Below are 21,259 nucleotides of genomic sequence, written 5' to 3'. Positions count from 1 at the left end.
CTGCACCAGCGACCGCCATCGATCGCTGCGTCGGATACGAAAGACGCAGCGCATGCCGGTCGGAGGAAGGTATCGCTTCAGGGAGAGGATCATGCGAATGCGCCGCACCGGGCCTTGCGCCCTAAGTCCCTGCGTCAGATCGCTCGCACCGGCGAGTCCGGCCAAATCGGCCCGTCGTCATCCGCGCGAGCGGTGTGCAAGCTGGCGGCATCGTCGGCACGATGGCGCCGGCGATCGCCGCCATGTCGCCCCCGGGCGGGCATTGCGCTGAAATCGGCCCTCACCGGGGAGGATGCCGGGACACGTCAGTGCCCGGGAGGCGGTGGCCCGCCCCCCGCCCCCCGGCCGACAGCCGCTCAGCTGTCTTCCGCCCACGCCTTGGCCGCGCGTACCGCACGCTGCCATGCGCCGACCGCGCGGTCGACCTCCGGTTCGGAGAGCTTGCGAGAGAAGCGGTGCTGCAACTGCCATTGACGTTGCAATGTATCGATGTCGGGCCAGTAGCCCACGGCAAGTCCCGCGAGATAAGCCGCCCCGGCTGCCGTCGTCTCGATCACTTTCGGACGCACCACATCCGCCCCGAGCAAATCGGCTTGCCATTGCATCAGCAGATCGTTGGCCGCAGCGCCGCCGTCCACACGCAATTCCGACACATGCAATCCGGCATCGGCTTCCATGGCCCGCAGAACGTCGAGCGTCTGGAAGGCGATGCTGTCGAGCGCCGCGCGAGCGACGTGCGCCGCCGTGGTGCCGCGTGTGGCGCCAAACAACGTGCCGCGCGCGTGCGGCTGCCAGTGCGGTGCGCCGAGCCCGGCGAAGGCCGGCACGAGCACGACGCCATCGGCATCGGGCACGCTCGTGGCAAGCGCTTCGACATCGCGCGAATGGCGAATGATGCCGAGTCCGTCGCGCAGCCACTGCACGACCGCGCCACCGATGAAGATGCTGCCTTCGAGCGCGTAATCGACGCGATCGCCGATCTTCCATGCGACCGTCGTGAGCAAGTTATGGCTCGACGCCTGCGGCTTGTCGCCGGTGTTCATCACCATGAAACAGCCGGTGCCGTAGGTGTTCTTCACCATTCCCGGCGAGAGGCACATCTGCCCGAACAACGCCGCCTGCTGATCGCCTGCGATACCGGCAATCGGCACCTGCGCCGAGAACAACGGCGTTGCCGTGTGACCGTAAACCTCGCTCGACGAACGCACCTCGGGCAGCATGCTACGCGGCACATCGAGCAGCGCAAGCAGTTCGTCGTCCCATTCGAGCGCGTGGATGTTGAAGAGCATGGTGCGCGACGCGTTCGACACGTCCGTCACGTGGAGCTTGCCGCCGGTGAGATGCCACACCAGCCAGCTATCGACCGTACCGAACGCGAGATGCCCCGCCTCCGCCGCCTCGCGCGCGCCATCCACGTGATCGAGAATCCAGCGGATCTTGCTGCCGGAAAAGTAGGAGTCGATGCGAAGGCCGGTGCGGCTCGCGACCAGCGCTTCGTTGCCTTGCGCGCGAAGCTGCTCGCAAAAGTCGGCCATGCGGCGGTCTTGCCAGACGATGGCGTTGTAGACGGGTTCGCCCGTGCGGCGATCCCAGACAACGGTCGTCTCACGCTGATTGGTAATGCCGATGGCCGCAATGTCGCTGCCGCCCAGCCCAGCGTGCGTCAGCGCTTCGGCGGCCACGCCCGCCTGCGTTGCCCAGATTTCACGCGGGTCGTGCTCGACCCAGCCCGGATGCGGGTAGATCTGACGAAACTCTTTCTGTGCGGTCGCCACCACATGACCGTCGCGATCGAACAGCAGCGCTCGCGAGCTGGTCGTCCCCTGATCGAACGCGAGGATGTACGCGCCTCCTGACATTGTCTTGGTCTCCTTGATGCGATGGCGGCCGCGCTGACATCTGCGGCCGCTTTGGCTTGCTGTGGCTCAGGTAGCCACCGGGACGGGCGTACTCAGGCCGCCATGGCCAGATGACGCGCGAACCATTGCGCCACGCTGGCCTCGCCTTCCTTGCCAACGTGCAGACCGAGCTTGGTGCGCCGCCACAGCACGTCCTGTGCAGTGCGTGCCCATTCGTGCTGCACCAGATAGCGCAGCTCGGCTTCGTAGAGGTCGCCGCAAATGCGCTGACCGAGGCCGTCGAGCGAGCTCGCATCGCCGACGAGCACATGGGTGCGCGTGCCGTAAGTGTGCGCATAACGCTGGGCGAGCGAGGACGGCAGCCACGGCATCTGCGCACGCAGCGACGTCTCGAAAGCCCCGGCATCGGGCTCGGCCATGTCGCCGCCCGGCAGCGGCGCGCCCGCCGTCCAGTCGCCGTGCGTGAAACCCAGTGCGCCGTGAAGATACGACATCGCCTCTTCCGCAAGGCGGCGATACGTCGTGATCTTGCCGCCGAACACCGACAACAGCGGCGCGCGCGTGCCGGGCGCGTCGAGTTCGAGCTTGTAGTCGCGCGTGACGGCCGACGGGTTGGAGACGTCTTCCTCCATCAGCGGACGCACGCCCGCGTATGTCCATACGACGTCCGCCGGCGTGATCGGCTTGGTGAAGTACTCACTGGCCGACTTGCAGAGATAGTCGATTTCGTCGTCGTTGATCGCGACCGTCGCCGGGTCGCCGAGGTACTCGATATCGGTCGTACCGATGAGCGTGAAGTCGCGTTCGTACGGAATCGCGAAAATGATGCGCTTGTCGGTGTTCTGGAAGATGTAGGCGTGATCGTGATCGAACAGCTTGCGCGTGACGATGTGACTGCCCTTCACGTTGCGTATGCGATGCGTGGCGTTCTGGCGCAGCACGTCGCCCAGCAAATGCCCGACCCATGGCCCCGCCGCATTGACGATGACGCGGGCACGCACCGTCTGACGCTCGCCGGCCGTCGTTTCGAGCTGCGCCGTCCACGAGTGTTCGCCGCGCTCGGCGCCGACCAGCCGCGTGCGGGTCAGCACCGTCGCGCCGCGCTCTGCGGCGTCCTGTGCATTGAGCACGACGAGGCGTGCGTCCTGCACCCAGCCGTCCGAATAGACGAAACCACGCGTGAGATCGCGACGCAGCGGCGCGCCCGCCGGATGCCGGCGCAGATCGATGCCGCGCGACCCCGGCAGGATCTCGCGGCGCGCGAGGTGATCGTAGAGGAACAGGCCCGCGCGAATCAGCCACGCAGGACGCAGATTCGGCATATGCGGCATGACGAAACGCAGCGGCCACATGATGTGGGGCGCCGCGCGCAGCAACACTTCGCGCTCCTGCAACGCTTTGCGCACCAGTCCGAATTCGTAATATTCGAGATAGCGCAAACCGCCGTGAATCAACTTGGTGCTGGCCGAGGACGTGTGCGACGCCAGATCGTCCTGTTCGACGAGCAGCACACGCAGGCCACGGCCGGCGGCGTCGCGCGCGATGCCGGTGCCGTTGATGCCGCCCCCGACGACGAGCAGGTCATAAGGGGCCGAGGGGGCCGAGGGGGCCGAGGGGGCCTGCGGGGCCGAAGCGACCAGTCCGTCGGCGGATGGCGATTGAGCGGGTGTCTGCACGTCGTCACTCCCAATATCGGGGGGCAAATCAGGGAAAGCTCGAAAAGACTCGCTTCCAGGTTCCAAGCGAGATTCGAAACGATCAGAAATGTTCGTTTTCGAACATCAACATTCGAATTCTAACAGATCACGCGACATGAGTTTCGAATTCGCGCATTTCCATAGTGCAATGTGCGAATTCCCACATCGGCATTTGCCGGGCCCGTCAGTCCGCCACGTGGACCCGTGTGCCCGCTTCGGCGATCACGCCGGCCATACCGGCCGGGACCGGCCGGTCGGTGAACAGCGCATCCACCTGGGACAAATGCCCGAGGCGCACGAGCGCCGGGCGTCCGAACTTGCTGTGATCGGCGGCGAGAAACACCGTGCGGGACTGCGCGATGATCGCCTCGGCCACCCGCACTTCGCGGTAGTCGAAGTCACGCAACGTGCCGTCGGCGTCGATGGCGGAAATGCCGACGATGCCGAAGTCGACCTTGAACTGACGGATGAAATCGAGCGTGGCCTCGCCGGTCACGCCCTGATCGCGCGCGCGCACCACGCCGCCGGCGATGATGACCTCGGCGTCGGGGTAGCTGCTCATCATCGCGGCCACATGCAGATTGTTGGTGATCACCCGCAAGCCACGATGCCGCGACAACGCTCGCGCCACCGCTTCCGTCGTGGTGCCGAGGTTGATGAAGAGCGAGGCGTGATCGGGGATTTGTTCGGCCAGGCGCACGGCGATGCGGCGCTTTTCTTCGGCCAGTTGCGTCTGGCGAGCGTCGTAAGCGTCGTTCTCCGCGCCGCCCGGCAGGCCCACGCCACCGTGATAACGCCGCACCCATTTGCGTTCCGCGAGGAAGTTGATGTCGCGACGGATGGTTTGCGGCGTGACCTCGAAGCGTGCGGCGAGTTCGTCGACGGTCAGGAAGCCGTCGCGGCGAACGGCGTCGAACAGCGACTGCTGACGCGGGTTCAGAGACGCCTGAGCCGCGTCACCGGTCGCCCCGGTGCCGTCCGGGCTGTCGACGGAACTGACAGAATTGACGGAATCGACAGGGTCGGCGGATTCGACAGATTCGATAGAGGACATCGGCACGCACACAGGTAAAAGCCATCGCGCAGCCCGACCGGCCGCGCGTTCGCCGTCATGATACCCCGCCGTTGTATGACGCTACCGTGACCCCAGCATGACAACCGGGCCGTCGGTCGATGTCGATCCCCTGGGGCTCAGAGACATTGACGCACGGCGTCGGCCAGCGATTGCGGGCCGGTCGAGCCGAGGTAGAGGGAGCCTTCGCTGCCCGGCTTGCCCGGCGCGAGATCGAGAACAGCGAGGATGCCGTCGTCCGTCGAGGACAGTTCGAGTGTCTGCCCCGTGCCCGCCTTGACCCGCTGCAACCGCGCATAGGGCAGTTGCTTTTTCCAGAGCCGCGCGGTGCAGGCGCTCACGCGGGCGAACCCCTTCTTCGACGACCCTTGCCAGACCGCGCCGTTGGCACGGGCGTCGCTGATCGTGTCGCGATAGGCGGGCAACGTCTCGACTTTTACGTTTTCCGGCGCCACATCGGCGACACTGCCTACGGGCGGATCGTCAGGCGTGGCGGCCACCGGCGCCGTCTGGGCGCATCCGGCCAGCAGCGCCGCCAGCGCGAGCGCAGCGGCCCGCGCGACACCGCGCCGCGCCCCGCGCGCCGTGTCGAAATTCGTGTTGATGCCCCGGTTCATGGCCCCGCTCCACACTTGCAAATCGTTATCGCATGCGTCGCGCCAGCTTGCCGCCGCCGTCTGCCGGAGCAGGCACGGCGATGTCGTGACGTCATGCGGGTATCGGGTCGAGACGCGGAATATGCGACGGCCTTGGGATGTCTTGATGCATCCATGCCGGGCCGACACGCGCGTCGTTGTGTCCGTTGAGGTTCACCGGCGCGTCGTGCGCGCATGCCCGCGCCCGTTTCACGGACGAATCCGTGAATCTGGCGGCCTATCGGGCGACGCACTGCCGGTTGGCGCTCATCTTACTCGCGTTATTCATAGCATGGCAATTCACGCAATGCGCGCTGGCCCGAATCGCGTATATTGCTGGTTTCTGTCACACTGCGTCGCACCGCCTCGCGTCCGACCCCACTGCGAGCCAGCGTGCGACCCCGCCCACCGGACCAAGGGCCCACCGTCCTGCCGGTACGCCATAAGCGATCACGACAAGCGGGCCGGGTGTTCATCTGCGGCGCACGTGAATCCTGCCAACCTGAAGCACTTTTTGCGACTGTCCCGATTTCCATGTCCAGCAATGCGCAAGCCCCGATCATCGCCCCGATCATTGTTATCGCTCCGGATTCGTTCAAAGGTTCGCTAAGCGCGCCTGAAGTGGCGCAAGCCATCGCGTCCGGCATCGCCCGCGTGCTGCCGCAGGCCGATCTGCGGTTGCGTCCGATGGCCGACGGCGGCGAAGGCACGCTCGACGCCCTGCTCTCTGCCGGCGGACGTCGCGTTCCGCTGTCGGTGCGCGGCGCAGGCAAGGCCTCGGTGACGGCGGAGTACGGCGTGATGCCCGACGGCACCGGCGTGCTCGAGAGCGCCAATGTCGTGAGCATCACCGACCCGGTCGGCATGCAAACGCCGGTGGCCGAGCGCTCGACGCTCGGCCTCGGCGAGCTGCTGCGCGCCTTGCTCGACACCGGGGCGCGTCGAGTGCTCATCGGGTTGGGCGGCAGCAGCACGAACGACGGCGGCGCCGGGCTGCTCGTCGGCCTCGGTGCGCGCCTGCTCGACGAAGCCGGTGAAGAAGTACCGCCGGTGCCGGCCGCGCTGCATCGTGTGGCGTCCATCGATCTGAATGGACTCGACGCCCGCCTGAAGGATTGCGAGCTGGTGGCGATGTCCGACGTGAACAATCCGCTGAACGGCAAGCAAGGCGCGACGGCGATCTTCGGGCCGCAAAAGGGTGTGAGCGAAGCGCAGGTCGAACCGCTCGATCGCGCCATCGCGCACTTCGCCGGTCACGCGCATCGCGCGTTCAACGCGAGCGAAGCCGCCAGCCGCGCCGGCGCCGGCGCCGCCGGCGGTCTGGGCTTCGCGCTGCATTTGCTGGGCGCACAATTCCGCTCCGGCGCGGAAGTGGTTGCGGAGCGCGTCGGCCTGCCGCAAGCGGTCGAAGGCGCCGACTGGCTCATCACCGGCGAAGGGCGCAGCGACGGACAAACGTTGTCGGGCAAGACGCCGATGATCGCCGCACAAGTCGCCATCAAGGCGGGAGCGACGGCGTCGCTGCTGTCGGGCGCCATCGACCGCAGCGCGCTGGAGCATCTCTCGCGCGTGTTCTCGGGATGCTTCTCGCTGACGTTCGGCCCGACCACGCTGGAGAAGGCCATCGCCGACGCAGCCGGCCTGCTGGCCGACAGCGCCGAACAGATGGCTCGCCTGCGATACACGCACAAGCGCTGATGCACGCACACGCCGGACCGTGGGCGCCCGCTCGAGCCCGCTCGATTCGGACGCGCTAACCGAGTCCGGCGATGCTCGCCCGCAGTCGCGGCGCCGCGAAGTCGAGAAAGACACGCAACTTCAGGGGCAACGGGTTCTGCCCCTTATGCACGAGATTGACGGGCAGCGGCACGGCCTCGAAATCTTCCAGCACCACGCGCAGGGAATCGTCGCGCAACGCCTGCGCGACCTGATACGACAACACGCGCACGAAGCCGACACCCAGCACCGCCGCCGAGATCGCCGCTTCCGCGGTGTTCACGGCCAGCCGCGAGCGAATCGGCACCGACTGCTCGGACCTGCCGGCGCCGAACTCCCACGCGCGGCGCGACGCCAGCACTTCGAACGTAATACACGCATGCCCGGCCAGATCGCGCGGTTGCACTGGTGTGCCATGCGCTGCCAGATAGCCCGGACTCGCACAGATCACCCGGCGCACCGCACCGATGCGCCTTGCCACCAACGTACTGTCCGGCAAGTCGCCAATGCGTAGCGCCACGTCCGTCTGTTCGTCCATCAGATGGACCACGCGATCGGTCAGCATCAGACGGACATCGATCTCCGGGTACTGCGCGAGGAATTCCGCGACCACGGGCAACACATGCAAACGCCCGAACACGACGGGCGCGGTGAGCACCAACTCCCCTTTCGGCACGACATACTCGCCCGTCGCAGTGCGCTCGGCCTCGCCGATCGCTTCGAGGATCCGGCGGCATGCCGCGACATAGGCGCTCCCCGCCTCGGTGAGCGACAACTGCCGCGTGGTCCGATGCAACAGCCGTGTCTTCAGGTGGGCTTCGAGCTCCGCGACTTTACGACTGACGGTCGCCAGCGGCATTCCCAGACGGCGCGCCGCTGCCGACAAACTCCCCGCGTCGACCACGGCGATCAGGATGGACATCGATTCGAGTCGATTCATGGACTCTACCAAATTCCGGAAAGATGATTCCTGATCTTGATGGATTCTCTACTCCGGTGCAAGCGCGTAACGTGCATCACCAGCCGCGGTCACCGGCCGTCGCACGATACGCGACGCCCCACCGCCGGCGATATCCATCCATGACAGGAGTGCACAGTGCCCTCCCCCAAAACCCCGAACGACCCCACCGACACGAAAGCCGCCCTCGCGCCATCTCATCGCGCATCGGTATGTGCGCCGGAGATCGCCTCACGCAGCAAGATCCTCATGATGGCGATCATTGCGGGAGCGGTCGTCACCAACATTTACTGCACGCAGCCGATCCTGCCCCTGATCGCAACCGGCATGCACGTCGATCTGGGGCTGGTCGATCTCGTCGCCGCCGCCGCATTGCTCGGCTTTTCGCTGGGGCTCGCCCTCCTGCTGCCGCTGGGGGACAGGTACGATCGCCGCAAGCTCGTACTCGTGCAGATCGCGCTCGCCTTTTGCTTCGCGCTGGGCGCGACGTTCGCGCCGGACATCTGGGCATTGATCGCCGCCTCGTTCGGTCTGGGCGTGGTGTGCTGCGTGCCGCAGCAACTGGTGCCCTTCGCTGCCGTGCTGTCCCGGCCCGAGCAACGGGGCCGGTCCGTGGGCACCGTGGTGAGCGGCATCATGGTCGGCATTTTGCTGGGACGCACGATCGCCGGTATCGTCGGGGAGACCTTCGGCTGGCGCGCCGTCTACGGCATGGAAGCGGCCTTCATGATCCCGGCGTGGATCGCCGCCGCCGTGCTGCTGCCCAAAGGCCGCCCGAGTACGGACCTCTCGTACGCACGCCTGCTGGCATCGCTGTGGCCGCTCGCGCGCGATCATCGTCCGCTTCGCGAATCGATGATGATTCAGGCGCTGCTCTGGGCCTGCTTCAACGCCTTCTGGGTCAATCTGGCCGCCTTGCTCGCCGACGGGCCGTGGCATCTCGGCAGCGCCTGGGCGGGAGGCTTCGGCATCATCGGCGCGGCGGGCGCGTTTGCGGCCTCGCTCGGCGGACGCGCCACCGACTCGCTCGGCCCCCGTGGCATCATCGGTGCGAGCATCGCCATCGTTACGCTCTCCTATCTGCTGTTGGGCGGTGCAAATGCGTCTCTCGCGCTGCTCGTGCTGGGGGTGATCGTGCTCGATATCGGCGTGCAGGCCGGTCTCGTCGCGAATCAGACGCGCGCCTTCGCGGTCGACCCGAAAGCACAGGGCCGAATCAACAGCCTCTATATGACCGCAACGTTTTTCGGCGGTGCGCTCGGCGCGAGCGCGAGCGGCGGGTTGATGGCGCGGTTCGGTTGGACAGGGGTGGTCGTGATGGGACTGGTGCTCGGCGGGCTCGCACTGGCGTTGCACTGGCTGGGCGGTCTTCGTGCCCGCGCAGCGAGGTCGACCCATGACACCTCGGCGATGTAAGCCCCGGGCATCTGGCGCCGCGTGTGCGCCGGATGCCACACAACGGCGCAAGATGCAGGCGTAGGGCACCCGTGCGACGTGCCCCATACGCCCCATATGCCCCGTACGCCCTATAGGCTACATGTGCCGCGTCAGACCATCAGGTCCACGAAGGCGTGCACCGGCATCGCTTCCAGTTTGCGCCGGTCCAGCGCCACCTCGAGAATGCGCGCTTGGGCACGCGGGGCGAAGCGTCGTGCGAGGTGGGTCCTGAACTTCTCCACCAGCAATGGAAGGCCTTCGTCACGACGTCGCTTGTGACCGATCGGATACTCGACGAGCACTTCGTCGAGCGTCACGCCGTCGTTCAACGTGACGGTCAGTCCGTTCGCAATCGAACGCTTGTCCGGGTCGTGATAGTCGCGCGTGAACTGCGGATCTTCCTCGCACACGATGCGCGCACGCAAGGCGTCGATGCGCGGGTCGGCCGCCACGTCGTCTTCATAGTCGGCGGCGGTCAACCGCCCGAACAGCAGCGGCACGGCCACCATGTACTGAATGCAGTGATCGCGATCCGCCGGATTGGCGAGCGGCCCCTGCTTGTCGATAATGCGAATCGCCGCCGCATGTGTGCGAATCTTCACCGAGCGGATATCGTTCGCGCTGCGTCCCATCGACGCCAGCCGGCGGTGCAGCGTCATGGCCGCCTCAGCAGCCGTCTGCGCGTGAAATTCGGCGGGAAAAGCAATCTTGAACAGCACGTTCTCCATCACATATGACCCGTAAGGCCGCTGGAAAGCGAACGGCTTGCCTTTGAACAACACGTCGTAGAAGCCCCATGTCTTCGCCGTCAGCACCGACGGATACCCCATCTCGCCGGTACGCGCCATGAGCGCGAGACGCACCGCGCGGCTCGTCGCATCGCCTGCCGCCCACGACTTGCGACTACCCGTGTTGGGTGCATGACGATACGTGCGCAGACTCTGGCCGTCCACGAACGCGAGCGAAAGCGCATTGATCAGTTCATCGCGCGACAGGCCCAGCATCTCGCCGACGACCGCTGTCGACGCGACTTTGACCAGCACGACGTGATCGAGTCCGACTTGATTGAACGAGTTCTCCAGCGCCAGACAGCCCTGAATCTCATGCGCCTTGATCATCGCGACGAGCACGTGACGCATCGTGAGCGGCGGCTGCCCCTGCGCCACGGCAGTGCGCGAGAGCCAGTCGGCCGTCATCAGAATGCCGCCGAGATTGTCGGACGGATGTCCCCACTCGGCAGCAAGCCACGCATCGTTGAAGTCGAGCCAGCGAATCATCGCGCCCAGACTGAAGGCGGCCTGCACGGGATCGAGCTGATACGGCGTGCCGGGCACCTTCGCGCCGTTCGGCACAACGGTGCCCGGCACGATCGGCCCCAGCAGTTTGGTGCACGCCGGATAGGAGAGCGCTTCGAAGCCGCACCCGAGCGTGTCGATCAGGCAGTCGCGCGCGGTGTCGAAGGCGAGATCGCTGCGGATCTCATAGGTCAGTACGTAGTCGACAATGTCGGTCAGTACTTTGTCGGGCGAGGCACGCACGTGCAACGGGTGCGAAGTATCCGATGTCATCGACTACCTCCTGTGAGGGGTCAGCTTCCGATCAGAATGCGTCTCCGGGAATGCGAACCCAGCCTTCCATCAGCACACGGGCGCTGCGGCTCATGATGGCCTTCGTGACCGTCCACTCGCCGCCGGATTCGTTCGCCTCGGCGCCCACACGCAACGTACCCGACGGATGACCGAAGCGCACGGCGTTGCGCGCACCGCCACCGGCGGCCAGATTCACCAGCGTGCCCGGAATGGACGCCGCCGCGCCGATACACACGGCAGCCGTGCCCATCATCGCATGATGCAGCTTGCCCATCGACAACGCGCGAACCAGCAGGTCCACATCGCTCGCATTCACCACCTTGCCGCTCGACGCCGTGTACCCGGCAGGCTTCGCGACGAACGCGACCTTCGGCGTGTGCTGACGCGTCGCCGCCTCCGACACGTCCTTGATCAGTCCCATGCGGATGGCCCCATGCGCCCGGATCGTCTCGAACATGGCCAGCGCTTTCGGATCGCCGTTGATGGCGTCCTGCAACTCCGTGCCGCGATAGCCGATGTCCTCGGCGTTGAGGAAGATCGTGGGAATGCCGGCATTGATCAGCGTCGCCTTGAATGTGCCCACACCGGGCACCTCGAGGTCGTCGATGAGATTGCCGGTCGGGAACATGGCGCCGCCGCCGTCCCCCTCCTCCTCGGCAGCCGGATCGAGGAATTCGAGTTGTACTTCGGCGGCCGGAAAGGTCACGCCGTCGAGTTCGAAGTCGCCCGTCTCCTGCACCGCGCCTTGCGTCATCGGCACATGCGCCACGATGGTCTTGCCGATGTTGGCCTGCCAGATGCGCACGACGGCCACACCGTCGCGCGGCACTCGCGCCGGATCCACCAGCCCGCCGCTGATCGCGAACGGGCCGACGGCCGCCGACAGATTGCCGCAGTTGCCGCTCCAGTCGACGAACTTCTGGTCGATCGAGACCTGCCCGAACAGATAGTCGACGTCATGGTCCGGCCGCTCGCTCTTCGCGATGATGACCGTCTTGCTGGTGCTCGACGTCGCCCCGCCCATGCCGTCGATCTGCTTGCCGTATGGGTCCGGGCTGCCGATCACGCGCATGAGCAGCGCGTCGCGCGCGGCGCCGGGTGTCTGCGCGGCGACGGGCAGGTCCTGCAAGCGAAAGAACACGCCCTTGCTCGTACCGCCACGCATATACGTGGCGGGAATGCGGATTTGTGGCTGATGCGCCATCACATCTCCCCTCAGGCAACGGCCTGCGACGATTCCAGAAAGTCTTGCGCGAAGCGCTGAAGCACCCCGCCTGCCTCGTAGATCGAGACCTCTTCGGCGGTGTCGAGACGGCAAGTGACCGGCACTTCTACACGCTCGCCGTCCCTGCGATGGATCACCAGCGTGAGATCGGCGCGCGGCGTGCGCTCGCCGACGACGTCGAATGTCTCGCTGCCGTCGATGCCGAGGGTCTTGCGGTTCGTGCCCGGCTTGAACTCGAGCGGCAACACGCCCATGCCGACCAGATTGGTGCGGTGGATGCGCTCGAAGCCTTCCGCCACGATCGCCTCGGTGCCGGCCAGACGCACGCCCTTGGCTGCCCAGTCGCGCGACGACCCCTGACCATAGTCGGCCCCGGCAATCACGATGAGCGGCTGCTTGCGCGCCATGTACGTCTCGATCGCTTCCCACATGCGCGTGATCTTGCCTTCCGGCTCGATGCGGGCAAGCGAGCCGGTCTTGACCTGCCCGTCGACCACGACCATCTCGTTTTTGAGCGTGGGGTTGGCGAACGTGGCGCGCTGCGCCGTCAGGTGATCGCCGCGATGCGTGGCGTAGGAGTTGAAGTCCTCTTCCGGCAAGCCCATCTTCGCCAGGTACTCGCCTGCGGCGCTGTCGGCCATGATGGCGTTCGACGGCGAGAGGTGATCGGTCGTGATGTTGTCGCCCAGCACGGCCAGCGCACGCATGCCGCGCAGCGTGCGCTCACCGGCAAGCGCGCCCTCCCAATATGGCGGACGCCGAATGTAGGTGCTCATCTCGCGCCACTCGTACAGCGGCTCGGCGCGCTCGCCCTGCACCACCGACGCGGCAAACATCGGCTCGTACACGCGACGGAATTGCTCGGGCTTCACGCTGCTCGCGATGATCGCGTCGATCTCTTCGTCGCTCGGCCACAGGTCGGCAAGCTTCACCGGGTTGCCCTGGGCATCGACGCCGAGCACGTCCTTCTCGATGTCGAAGCGGATCGTACCGGCGATGGCGTAGGCCACCACGAGCGGCGGCGACGCGAGGAACGCCTGCTTCGCGTACGGATGGATGCGACCATCGAAATTGCGGTTGCCCGAGAGCACGGCCGTTGCGTACAGATCGCGCTCGACGACTTCCTGCTGAATCGCCGGATCGAGCGCACCCGACATGCCGTTGCACGACGTGCAGGCATAGGCGACCACGCCGAAACCGAGCGCCTCCAGCTCCGGCAGCAAGCCCGCAGCTTCCAGATACAGCGTGACGGCCTTCGAGCCGGGCGCGAGCGAACTCTTGACCCAGGGCTTGCGCGTAAGGCCCGCACGATTCGCGTTACGCGCGAACAGCCCGGCCGCAATCATGTTGCGCGGGTTATTCGTGTTGGTGCAACTGGTGATGGCGGCGATGATGACCGCGCCGTCCGGCATCCGACCCGGCACGTTCTCGACCTTGCCGCTGATTCCGCGCGCGGCGAGTTCGCTCGTGGGCACCCGCTTGTGCGGATTCGACGGCCCGGCGATGTTGCGCACCACGCTCGACAGATCGAACGTGAGCACGCGCTCGTACTGCGCGTTCGTCAGGCTGTCGGCCCACAGACCGGTCTGCCTGGCGTAGGTCTCGACCAGGGCCACGAGCGCGTCGTCGCGGCCGGTGAGTTTGAGGTACTTGATCGTTTGCGCGTCGATGTAGAACATCGCCGCCGTCGCACCGAACTCCGGCGCCATGTTCGAGATCGTCGCACGGTCGCCCAGCGTGAGGTTCGACGCGCCTTCGCCGTAGAACTCCAGATAGGCGGACACGACCTTTTCCTTGCGCAGGAACTCGGTGAGCGCCAGCACGATGTCGGTCGCGGTAATGCCCGGCTGCGGCTTGCCCGTCAATTCGACGCCGACGATATCCGGCAGACGCATCCACGACGCGCGGCCCAGCATCACGCTCTCCGCTTCCAGTCCGCCCACGCCGATGGCGATCACGCCGAGCGCATCGACCATCGGGGTATGCGAGTCGGTGCCGACGAGCGTGTCGGGATAGGTCACCCCCTGCGTCACCTGAATCACCGGGCTCATGCGCTCCAGATTGATCTGATGAAGGATGCCGTTACCCGGCGGGATCACATCGACGTTGCGAAACGCCTTCTTCGTCCAGTTGATGAAGTCGAAACGGTCTTCGTTACGACGGTCTTCGATGGCCCGGTTCTTCGCGAAAGCATCCGGATCGAAACCGCCGCACTCGACGGCCAGCGAGTGGTCGACCACGAGCTGCGTGGGCACCACCGGATTGACCAGCGCCGGGTCGCCGCCCTGCGCCGCGATGGCGTCTCGCAGACCGGCCAGATCGACGAGCGCGGTCTGACCCAGAATGTCGTGACATACCACGCGCGCGGGGAACCACGGGAAGTCGAGGTCGCGCCGTCGCTCGATCAGTTGCTTGAGGGATTCGGTCAGCGCTGCCGGGTCGCACCGGCGCACGAGGTTTTCGGCCAGCACACGCGACGTGTACGGCAGGGTGTCGTACGCGCCGGGCGCAATGGCCTCGACAGCGGCGCGGGCGTCGAAGTAGTCGAGCGACGTCCCGGGCAGAGATTTACGGTAGGCGGTGTTCATGTCGCGGTGTTGTGGGGTTGGCGCTTATTGAGGCGGACTGGTGACGTATTGAGACCTGTTGAGACGCACGCAAACGTATCGGAGCGTAGGAACGCGGCACAAACGCTCACCGACGCCGACCGGCCCGGCAGGAGCCAATCGGCGCAGGCAGGCGCAGGCAGGTGCCGCTCAGCGCTTCTCGATCGGCACGAACTTCTGGTCTTCCGGTCCCGTGTAATTGGCGCTCGGACGAATGATCTTGTTGTCGATCCGTTGCTCGATGATGTGCGCGCTCCAGCCCGACGTGCGCGCGATCACGAACAGCGGCGTGAACATCGCCGTCGGCACCCCCATCATGTGATAGCTCACGGCGCTGAACCAGTCGAGGTTCGGGAACATCTTCTTGACGTCCCACATCACCGATTCGAGACGCTCGGCAATGTCGTACATCGCCGTGTTCTGCTGGTCCTTCGACAACGCGTGCGCGACTTCCTTGATGACCTTGTTGCGCGGGTCGCTCACGGTGTAGACCGGATGACCGAAGCCGATGATCACTTCCTTGTTCTCAACGCGCTGACGGATGTCGGCTTCGGCTTCGTCCGGCGAGTTGTAGCGTTTCTGCACTTCGAACGCGACTTCGTTGGCGCCGCCGTGCTTCGGACCGCGCAGCGCGCCGATCGCGCCGGTGATGGCCGAATGCATGTCGGAACCGGTGCCTGCGATCACGCGAGCGGTAAACGTCGAGGCGTTGAATTCGTGTTCCGCGTACAGGATCAGCGACGTGTGCATCGCACGCACCCACTGATCGGACGGGGTCTCGCCGTGCAGCAGATGCAGGAAGTGGCCGCCGATGCTGTCGTCATCCGTCTCCACGTCGATACGCACACCGTTCTGGCTGTAGTGATACCAGTAAAGCAGCATCGACCCGAGGCTCGCCATCAGTCGGTCGGCGATGTCGCGCGCGCCGGGGATGTTGTGGTCGTCCTTCTCCGGCAGCACGGTGCCGAGCACCGACACACCGGTGCGCATCACGTCCATCGGGTGCGCGGCGGCAGGCACGGCTTCGAGCGCGTCCTTGACGGCAGCGGGCAGACCGCGCAGCGACTTGAGCTTGGCCTTGTAGCCACGCAGTTCGGCCACCGTCGGCAGCTTGCCGTAGACCAGCAGATAGGCAATTTCTTCGAACTCCGAAGTCTGCGCCAGATCCAGAATATCGTAGCCGCGATAGTGCAGATCGTTGCCCGAACGGCCCACGGTGCACAAGGCGGTATTGCCCGCGGTCACACCCGACAGGGCGACGGATTTCTTCGGTTTGAAGCCGGTGGCAGTCGTCTCGCTCATGCTCATTCCTCCAGGATCAGGGATTCGTTATTTCTGTTGCGCGAACAGCGCGTCGAGCTTCTGTTCGTAGGCGTGATAGCCGATGCTCTCATAGAGTTCGGCTCGCGTTTGCATCGTGTCGAGCACGGCCTTTTGCGTGCCGTCGCGACGAATCGTGTGATAGACATTCTCCGCCGCCTTGTTCATCGCGCGGAACGCCGAGAGCGGATACAGCACGAGGCCGACCTGTGCGCTCTTGAGCTCTTCCACGGTGAACAACGGCGTCGATCCGAACTCCGTGATGTTGGCGAGCACCGGCACCTTCACGGCGTCGGAGAACTGGCGGTACATCGGCAATTCGGTCATCGCCTCGGGGAAAATCATGTCCGCGCCCGCTTCGACGCAGGCACACGCGCGGTCGATGGCGGCCTGAAGCCCTTCGACGGCCAGCGCGTCGGTGCGCGCCATGATCACGAAATTCTCGTCGGTGCGCGCGTCCACGGCGGCCTTGATGCGATCGACCATTTCCTGCTGCGTGACGATCGCCTTGCCCGGACGATGCCCGCAGCGCTTCGCACCGACCTGATCTTCGATGTGCATCGCGCCCGCGCCGAACTTGATCAGCGACTGGACCGTGCGCGCGATGTTGAAGGCCGACGGACCGAAACCCGTGTCGACGTCCACCAGCAGCGGCAGATCGCACACGTCCGTGATGCGGCGCACGTCGGTGAGCACATCGTCGAGTGTCGAGATGCCCAGATCGGGCAAACCGAGCGACCCGGCGGCGACACCGCCGCCCGAGAGATAAATCGCCTTGAAGCCGGCCGCTTTGGCCAGCAAGGCGTGGTTGGCGTTGATCGCACCGACAACCTGCAACGGTTGCTCGGTCTTGACGGCCTCGCGGAAGGCGGCGCCGGCCGAACGAATGGTTTGCGTCACTTGAGTCCCTCGGTCGTGTCTTGCACGATGCGCAGTCTGACTGCCGCGCCATCGCACGTGGGTTGAGTAGCGGTTACGTCATAGCAATGGACGTGCCAGCACGCACCGCAAGCGGTGCACATGACATGCCCGTGCCTGCCTAACGTCTTCATTTGTCGACGAAAATTCTTCGCCGACATGACGTTTACGTCAAGGCAATCTTCACACCGCCGACGCAACCTTCATTGCATGATGTTTCATTTTGAAACGAAAAATGAAACATGACGTCTCGATATGCTACGATGCACGGCAGGACTCATGACATTTTCCGTACCGCCATGCCGAATGCGATTCCGCCGGACCTGCCGTCCCGCTTGCCGGTTGCCGTCGCCGGCGCGCTCAACGCTGCACGCTCAGGCTCGATGCCCGCCATGAGAAAACCGGTGATCTGGGCGGTCGGCATCAGCAAGCTCGGTGAGTTGTATCGCGACATCGTGCCGGACTACGCCGCGCAAGCCGAGGTCCACATCGTCGACAAGGGTTTCGAGGCGGTCATCGAAGCCCTTGAGCGACTGCCGGCCGGAAGTGTCGACGGAATCGTCGCCGCGGGATCGAACGGCGACTTCCTGCGCGAGCGTCTCGCGCTGCCCGTAGTGCTGGTGAAGGTGACGGGCTCCGATGTGATGCATGCGCTGGCCCGCGCGCGTCGCGCCCTGCCGTCGACCTCTCCCGATTCCCGTATCGCGCTGGTGTCCTACGCGCGCCCCGCCGCCGAATTCGAGCGATTCAAGAGCGCCTTTCATATCGACATCGCGCAGCACACTTATGTCGATGCGCAGAATGCCGAGGACCTCGTGCATCGGTTGCGTGACGAAGGTATGCAGGTCATCGTCGGCCCCGGATACGTCACGCAACTGACCGAACGCGCGGGACTCACGGGCATCTTTCTTTATTCGCAGGATTCGGTACGCGCAGCGTTCGACACGGCACTGGAAGTCGCACGCCTCGGGCGTATCGAAGCGCAGCGGCGCGAGCGTCTCGATACGGTGCTGCGGCACTTGCACGAAGGCGTGGCCGCCGTCGATCTCAACGGACGTATCGAAGCGATCAACGCCGCCATGGCGGCGATCCTCGGTGTGACGGTGGCCGATGCCGTCGGTCGTGGGCTCGATGCGATTGCGCCCGCACTCGATATCGCCCGAACGCTGGAAAGCGCGAGCGCGGAACTCGAAGCCATCGTCTCGATGGCGGGCAAGACCTGGGTCGTCAACCGGATTCCGCTGCTCGACCAGGGCACCTTGACCGGCGCACTGCTCACCTGTCAGGACTCGCAGTCGTTCGCAAGGGTGGACCGCTCACTGCGCTCGCGCCATCGCCCACGGCACCTCGTGGCGCGCTACCGCCTCGACGATCTGATCGGCGACTCCACGGCCATGACGCATGTGCGCGCGCTGGCGCGGCGCTACGCGCAGACCGACTCGACCGTGCTCGTGCATGGCGAGAGCGGGACCGGCAAGGAGTTGCTGGCGCAGGGTATTCACAACGCGAGCCGCCGACGCGACTATCCGTTCGTCGCGATCAATTGCGCGGCATTTCCGGAAACATTGCTCGAGAGCGAGCTGTTCGGCTACGAAGACGGCGCGTTCTCGGGGGCGCGGCGTGGCGGCAAGGCCGGCCTGTTCGAGACGGCTCACAACGGCACGATCTTTCTGGACGAAATCGGTGAGATGCCGATGCCGCTGCAAACGCGCCTGCTGCGTGTCTTGCAAGAGCGCGAAGTCCTACGCCTTGGCGCCAACGAGCCGGTGCCTTGCGACGTGCGCGTGATCGCCGCGACACATCGCGACCTGCGCCAGCAAGTCGGCGCCGGCGAGTTCCGCGAAGACCTTTACTATCGCCTGAACATTCTGCGCATGGGGCTGCCGCCGCTGCGCGAGCGCATGGACGACCTGCCGCGTCTCACGCCGCTCTTTCTCGAACGCGCGCTTGCCCGGGCCGGCGCACGCATGAGCGTGGACGCGTTGCAGGCGTCGCTGCTGCCGCTGCTCGCGACTTATCGCTGGCCGGGGAATGTGCGCGAGCTGGAAAATCTGCTGGAGCGCATTGCCGTGGTCTGCGCGGATGTGGTCGATGCCCGCGAAATCAGCCGGGCGCGACTGATCGAGATCGCACCGGAACTCGCCGCGCCGACGTTCGATGTTTCAAAAACGAACGAGGGACGGCAAATTACCCCGCCCGAACCCGCTAGCGGTCCGCGCTCGGGGCGCGAGCGTCGCGCCGCCGAGGAACTCGCGCGCATCCGCTCGACGCTGGCCGCCTGCGGTGGCGACCGCAACGCCGCGTGCGAAGCGCTTGGCATCAGCCGCTCGACGCTTTGGCGCAAACTGCGCACCGGGGCGTGAGGGCGTAAGGGCGTAAGGGCGTAGGGAAGGAGGGGCGCAGGGGCGCGGGGCCCCGGCGCTCGGTCGACGATCGTCGATTCAATGCTGATGACGAATGCGTTCCCACATCTCGTGCCAGTCGAGGCGCTTATGCCCGGACGGCTCGTCGTGATGCGTCACCCAGAAGTGATCGACGAGCATCCCGATAGCGAACCCGACGAGCAACGCGACGAGCATCATCGAAATGTTGATCATGGACATGGCGGCCTCCCGTCGACAGGAATCATGTTTCTATTCTAGTCAAACGCTTTTGTGCCGACGCCCCAAATGCGCAGCATAAAAAAAACCGGGGCCGCCCCCGGTTTTTCGTTAGCCGCGAACGATGCGCGCTTTGCGCACCGAATCACGCCTACATGCTTACCAAGTGGCAATCAGCGCGCCCTTGAACTGGCTGTCGATGAACTGCTTCACTTCGTCCGAGTGATACGCGTCGACCAGCTGTTTGACCCACGGCTTGTTCAGATCTTGCGTGCGCACGGCGATCAGGTTGGCGTACGGGCCCTTCAGGTCTTCGATGGCGATGGCGTCACGCTTGGGCACCAGACCGGCTTGGGCGGCGAAGTTCGTGTTGATCGACGCGGCGTCCAGATCCGGCAAGGCGCGCGGCAGTTGCGCAGCTTCCAGTTCGCGAATCTTCAGCTTCTTCGGGTTCTCGGCGATGTCGAGCGGCGTGGCGTTCTTGCCTTCCAAACCGGCTTTGAGCTTGATCAGACCTTCCTTTTGCAGCAGGAGCAGGGCACGATTACCGTTCGACGGATCGTTCTGAATACCGACTTGCGCACCATTGGGCAGGTCCTTGAGCGACTTGTACTTCTTCGAATAGAAGCCGAGCGGCGACACGTAGGTGAGGCCGGCAGTCGCGATCTTGTACCCGCGATCCTTGATCTGACTGTCGAGGAACGGCTTGTGCTGGAAGCCGTTGGCGTCCAGATCGCCGGCGTCGAGCGCGGCGTTCGGCTGTGCGTAGTCACTGAACTCGACGATCTTGATGAACAGGCCGCGCTTCTCGGCAACCTTCTTCACGACTTCGAAGATCTGCGCGTCCGAGCCGGCCATCGTGCCGACTTTCAGGGGCTTGTCGGCGGTCTGGGCCGAGGCGCCCAGGGAGGCCAGCGCAAACGTGGCGCCGAGGAACGCGTTGATCAGTTGACGGGACAGCATGTGCGATTTCTCCTTGTGCTTATATGAGTCGACGCCTGTTGGGCGTCTGTGCGAGTCACGGCGAACCTGATGAGTCCGCTTCGGTCGCGCGCGGCGGACAGTCCGTTCGCGCGACCCGGAAACCGGATGCTGCCACAAGTGCGGGTTTACGCGAAATACATAATCGGCATTTCGATATCCCCCGTTCGATTCGATAGGCTTCGCAAATGACAAAAAAACGCCCCCTCGGATCACCGAAGGGGCGCTTCGCCGGGAGAACAGCCTGATCACGGGCCGGGGGGGTGGCACGGCTGACGGCCAGGCTGTCAGCCGGTCGCGTCAGGAACCGACGAATAACCTGCGAGACTCGCAAAACCATCGAAACAGCGGGGCCAGCGCCTGCACGCGCTGTGCCGAACGCGTGCAGGCCCCTCCCCACGACTGGCTCAGGGGCATGGCTCCTCGCCCGCCTGGCCGTTCATTGCGCATCCGCCGCCGCCGCCAAAACCGCTCGGCCCGCCGAATGCTCCCAATCCGTTGCCGCCGGCAGCGCCGCCGATACCGCGCCCTCCGGGACCACCTCCCACGCCGACGCCACCTCCGCCACCACCGCTGGCGCCCGCACCGCCTCCACCGCCGGTGCCGCCACCACCGCCACCGCCACCGCCGCCGCCGCCGCCGCCAC

Annotated in this window: 16 protein-coding genes; 3 read left to right on the top strand and 13 right to left on the bottom strand. The window is 65.4% G+C overall.

The features are described from left to right. Positions 1 to 356: 356 nt before the first annotated feature. From glpK to PAN31108_RS16390, 4 genes are all read right to left on the bottom strand, one after another. On the bottom strand, positions 357 to 1,859 hold the full coding sequence (gene glpK, locus PAN31108_RS16405; RefSeq protein ID WP_150669889.1) for a glycerol kinase GlpK: 1,503 nt from the start codon (positions 1,857 to 1,859) through the stop codon (positions 357 to 359). A 92-nt stretch (positions 1,860 to 1,951) separates the two neighbouring features. Beyond that, positions 1,952 to 3,499, bottom strand: coding sequence for a glycerol-3-phosphate dehydrogenase (gene glpD / locus PAN31108_RS16400; protein ID WP_150670002.1), 1,548 nt, complete (start codon positions 3,497 to 3,499; stop codon positions 1,952 to 1,954). A gap of 241 nt (positions 3,500 to 3,740) precedes the next feature. Continuing rightward, positions 3,741 to 4,610 carry a DeoR/GlpR family DNA-binding transcription regulator gene (locus PAN31108_RS16395; protein ID WP_246184004.1) on the bottom strand — a complete coding sequence of 290 codons (870 nt, stop codon included), beginning with the start codon at positions 4,608 to 4,610 and terminating at the stop codon, positions 3,741 to 3,743. Between the two features lie 137 nt (positions 4,611 to 4,747). Further along, complete coding sequence (locus PAN31108_RS16390) at positions 4,748 to 5,245, bottom strand: hypothetical protein (protein WP_150669888.1); 498 nt, start codon at positions 5,243 to 5,245, stop codon at positions 4,748 to 4,750. Positions 5,246 to 5,797: 552 nt separating this feature from the next. Here PAN31108_RS16390 and PAN31108_RS16385 point away from each other — a divergent pair. Further along, positions 5,798 to 6,961 (top strand): glycerate kinase, encoded by a 1,164-nt coding sequence (locus PAN31108_RS16385; protein WP_150669887.1) that lies wholly within the window; start codon positions 5,798 to 5,800, stop codon positions 6,959 to 6,961. A 55-nt stretch (positions 6,962 to 7,016) separates the two neighbouring features. Here the strand turns inward: PAN31108_RS16385 and PAN31108_RS16380 are convergent, their stop codons facing one another. After that, positions 7,017 to 7,919 carry a LysR family transcriptional regulator gene (locus tag PAN31108_RS16380; protein ID WP_150669886.1) on the bottom strand — a complete coding sequence of 301 codons (903 nt, stop codon included), beginning with the start codon at positions 7,917 to 7,919 and terminating at the stop codon, positions 7,017 to 7,019. A 243-nt stretch (positions 7,920 to 8,162) separates the two neighbouring features. On the opposite strand from PAN31108_RS16380, the gene PAN31108_RS16375 reads away from it, so the two are divergent. Continuing rightward, positions 8,163 to 9,353 carry an MFS transporter gene (locus tag PAN31108_RS16375; protein ID WP_246184009.1) on the top strand — a complete coding sequence of 397 codons (1,191 nt, stop codon included), beginning with the start codon at positions 8,163 to 8,165 and terminating at the stop codon, positions 9,351 to 9,353. 131 nt (positions 9,354 to 9,484) lie between these two features. Here PAN31108_RS16375 and PAN31108_RS16370 read toward each other — a convergent pair whose 3' ends face one another. The 5 genes from PAN31108_RS16370 to prpB all read right to left on the bottom strand — a co-directional run bounded on the left by PAN31108_RS16370 (position 9,485) and on the right by prpB (position 17,014). Further along, the gene (locus PAN31108_RS16370; RefSeq protein ID WP_150669885.1) at positions 9,485 to 10,942 is read right to left on the bottom strand and encodes a bifunctional 2-methylcitrate dehydratase/aconitate hydratase; all 1,458 of its coding nucleotides are present in this window, start codon (positions 10,940 to 10,942) and stop codon (positions 9,485 to 9,487) included. A 31-nt stretch (positions 10,943 to 10,973) separates the two neighbouring features. Continuing rightward, positions 10,974 to 12,167, bottom strand: a complete 1,194-nt coding sequence (prpF, locus tag PAN31108_RS16365) for a 2-methylaconitate cis-trans isomerase PrpF (RefSeq protein ID WP_150669884.1) — start codon at positions 12,165 to 12,167, stop codon at positions 10,974 to 10,976. 11 nt (positions 12,168 to 12,178) lie between these two features. Further along, positions 12,179 to 14,776: a Fe/S-dependent 2-methylisocitrate dehydratase AcnD gene (gene acnD / locus PAN31108_RS16360; protein ID WP_150669883.1), complete on the bottom strand. Its 2,598-nt coding sequence runs from the start codon at positions 14,774 to 14,776 to the stop codon at positions 12,179 to 12,181. A 168-nt stretch (positions 14,777 to 14,944) separates the two neighbouring features. Continuing rightward, positions 14,945 to 16,096 carry a bifunctional 2-methylcitrate synthase/citrate synthase gene (gene prpC / locus PAN31108_RS16355; RefSeq protein ID WP_150669882.1) on the bottom strand — a complete coding sequence of 384 codons (1,152 nt, stop codon included), beginning with the start codon at positions 16,094 to 16,096 and terminating at the stop codon, positions 14,945 to 14,947. A gap of 27 nt (positions 16,097 to 16,123) precedes the next feature. Next, positions 16,124 to 17,014 carry a methylisocitrate lyase gene (prpB, locus tag PAN31108_RS16350; protein WP_039397405.1) on the bottom strand — a complete coding sequence of 297 codons (891 nt, stop codon included), beginning with the start codon at positions 17,012 to 17,014 and terminating at the stop codon, positions 16,124 to 16,126. Positions 17,015 to 17,424: 410 nt separating this feature from the next. Between prpB and prpR the strand changes: the two genes are divergently transcribed. Then, a complete protein-coding gene (prpR, locus tag PAN31108_RS16345) occupies positions 17,425 to 19,395 on the top strand; it encodes a propionate catabolism operon regulatory protein PrpR (protein ID WP_174995031.1) in 1,971 nt (656 codons plus the stop codon). 78 nt (positions 19,396 to 19,473) lie between these two features. On the opposite strand, the gene PAN31108_RS26415 is transcribed toward prpR, so the two are convergent. From PAN31108_RS26415 to PAN31108_RS26410, 3 genes are all read right to left on the bottom strand, one after another. Beyond that, the gene (locus PAN31108_RS26415) at positions 19,474 to 19,635 is read right to left on the bottom strand and encodes a hypothetical protein (protein ID WP_174995021.1); all 162 of its coding nucleotides are present in this window, start codon (positions 19,633 to 19,635) and stop codon (positions 19,474 to 19,476) included. A 156-nt stretch (positions 19,636 to 19,791) separates the two neighbouring features. Then, positions 19,792 to 20,595 (bottom strand): MetQ/NlpA family ABC transporter substrate-binding protein, encoded by an 804-nt coding sequence (locus PAN31108_RS16340; RefSeq protein ID WP_150669881.1) that lies wholly within the window; start codon positions 20,593 to 20,595, stop codon positions 19,792 to 19,794. A 425-nt stretch (positions 20,596 to 21,020) separates the two neighbouring features. After that, positions 21,021 to 21,259, bottom strand: a 239-nt coding sequence (locus PAN31108_RS26410; protein ID WP_217426324.1) for a hypothetical protein, incomplete at its 5' end; no start/stop codon positions are given.

Origin of the sequence: Pandoraea anhela (assembly GCF_902459655.1) — a bacterium.
GTDB classification, from domain to species: domain Bacteria; phylum Pseudomonadota; class Gammaproteobacteria; order Burkholderiales; family Burkholderiaceae; genus Pandoraea; species Pandoraea anhela.
Note: the sequence above shows the minus strand (reverse complement) of the source record. Positions and strands in the feature narration are given on the sequence as shown.

What these genes read in the sequence shown, in the direction of transcription:
- glpK (WP_150669889.1), bottom strand. Translation starts at nt 1,859, where the DNA reads ATGTCAGGAGGCGCGTACATCCTCGCGTTCGATCAGGGGACGACCAGC.
- PAN31108_RS16395 (WP_246184004.1), bottom strand. Translation starts at nt 4,610, where the DNA reads ATGTCCTCTATCGAATCTGTCGAATCCGCCGACCCTGTCGATTCCGTC.
- PAN31108_RS16390 (WP_150669888.1), bottom strand. Translation starts at nt 5,245, where the DNA reads ATGAACCGGGGCATCAACACGAATTTCGACACGGCGCGCGGGGCGCGG.
- PAN31108_RS16385 (WP_150669887.1), top strand. Translation starts at nt 5,798, where the DNA reads ATGTCCAGCAATGCGCAAGCCCCGATCATCGCCCCGATCATTGTTATC.
- PAN31108_RS16380 (WP_150669886.1), bottom strand. Translation starts at nt 7,919, where the DNA reads ATGAATCGACTCGAATCGATGTCCATCCTGATCGCCGTGGTCGACGCG.
- PAN31108_RS16370 (WP_150669885.1), bottom strand. Translation starts at nt 10,942, where the DNA reads ATGACATCGGATACTTCGCACCCGTTGCACGTGCGTGCCTCGCCCGAC.
- prpF (WP_150669884.1), bottom strand. Translation starts at nt 12,167, where the DNA reads ATGGCGCATCAGCCACAAATCCGCATTCCCGCCACGTATATGCGTGGC.
- acnD (WP_150669883.1), bottom strand. Translation starts at nt 14,776, where the DNA reads ATGAACACCGCCTACCGTAAATCTCTGCCCGGGACGTCGCTCGACTAC.
- prpC (WP_150669882.1), bottom strand. Translation starts at nt 16,096, where the DNA reads ATGAGCGAGACGACTGCCACCGGCTTCAAACCGAAGAAATCCGTCGCC.
- prpR (WP_174995031.1), top strand. Translation starts at nt 17,425, where the DNA reads ATGAGAAAACCGGTGATCTGGGCGGTCGGCATCAGCAAGCTCGGTGAG.
- PAN31108_RS26415 (WP_174995021.1), bottom strand. Translation starts at nt 19,635, where the DNA reads ATGTCCATGATCAACATTTCGATGATGCTCGTCGCGTTGCTCGTCGGG.
- PAN31108_RS16340 (WP_150669881.1), bottom strand. Translation starts at nt 20,595, where the DNA reads ATGCTGTCCCGTCAACTGATCAACGCGTTCCTCGGCGCCACGTTTGCG.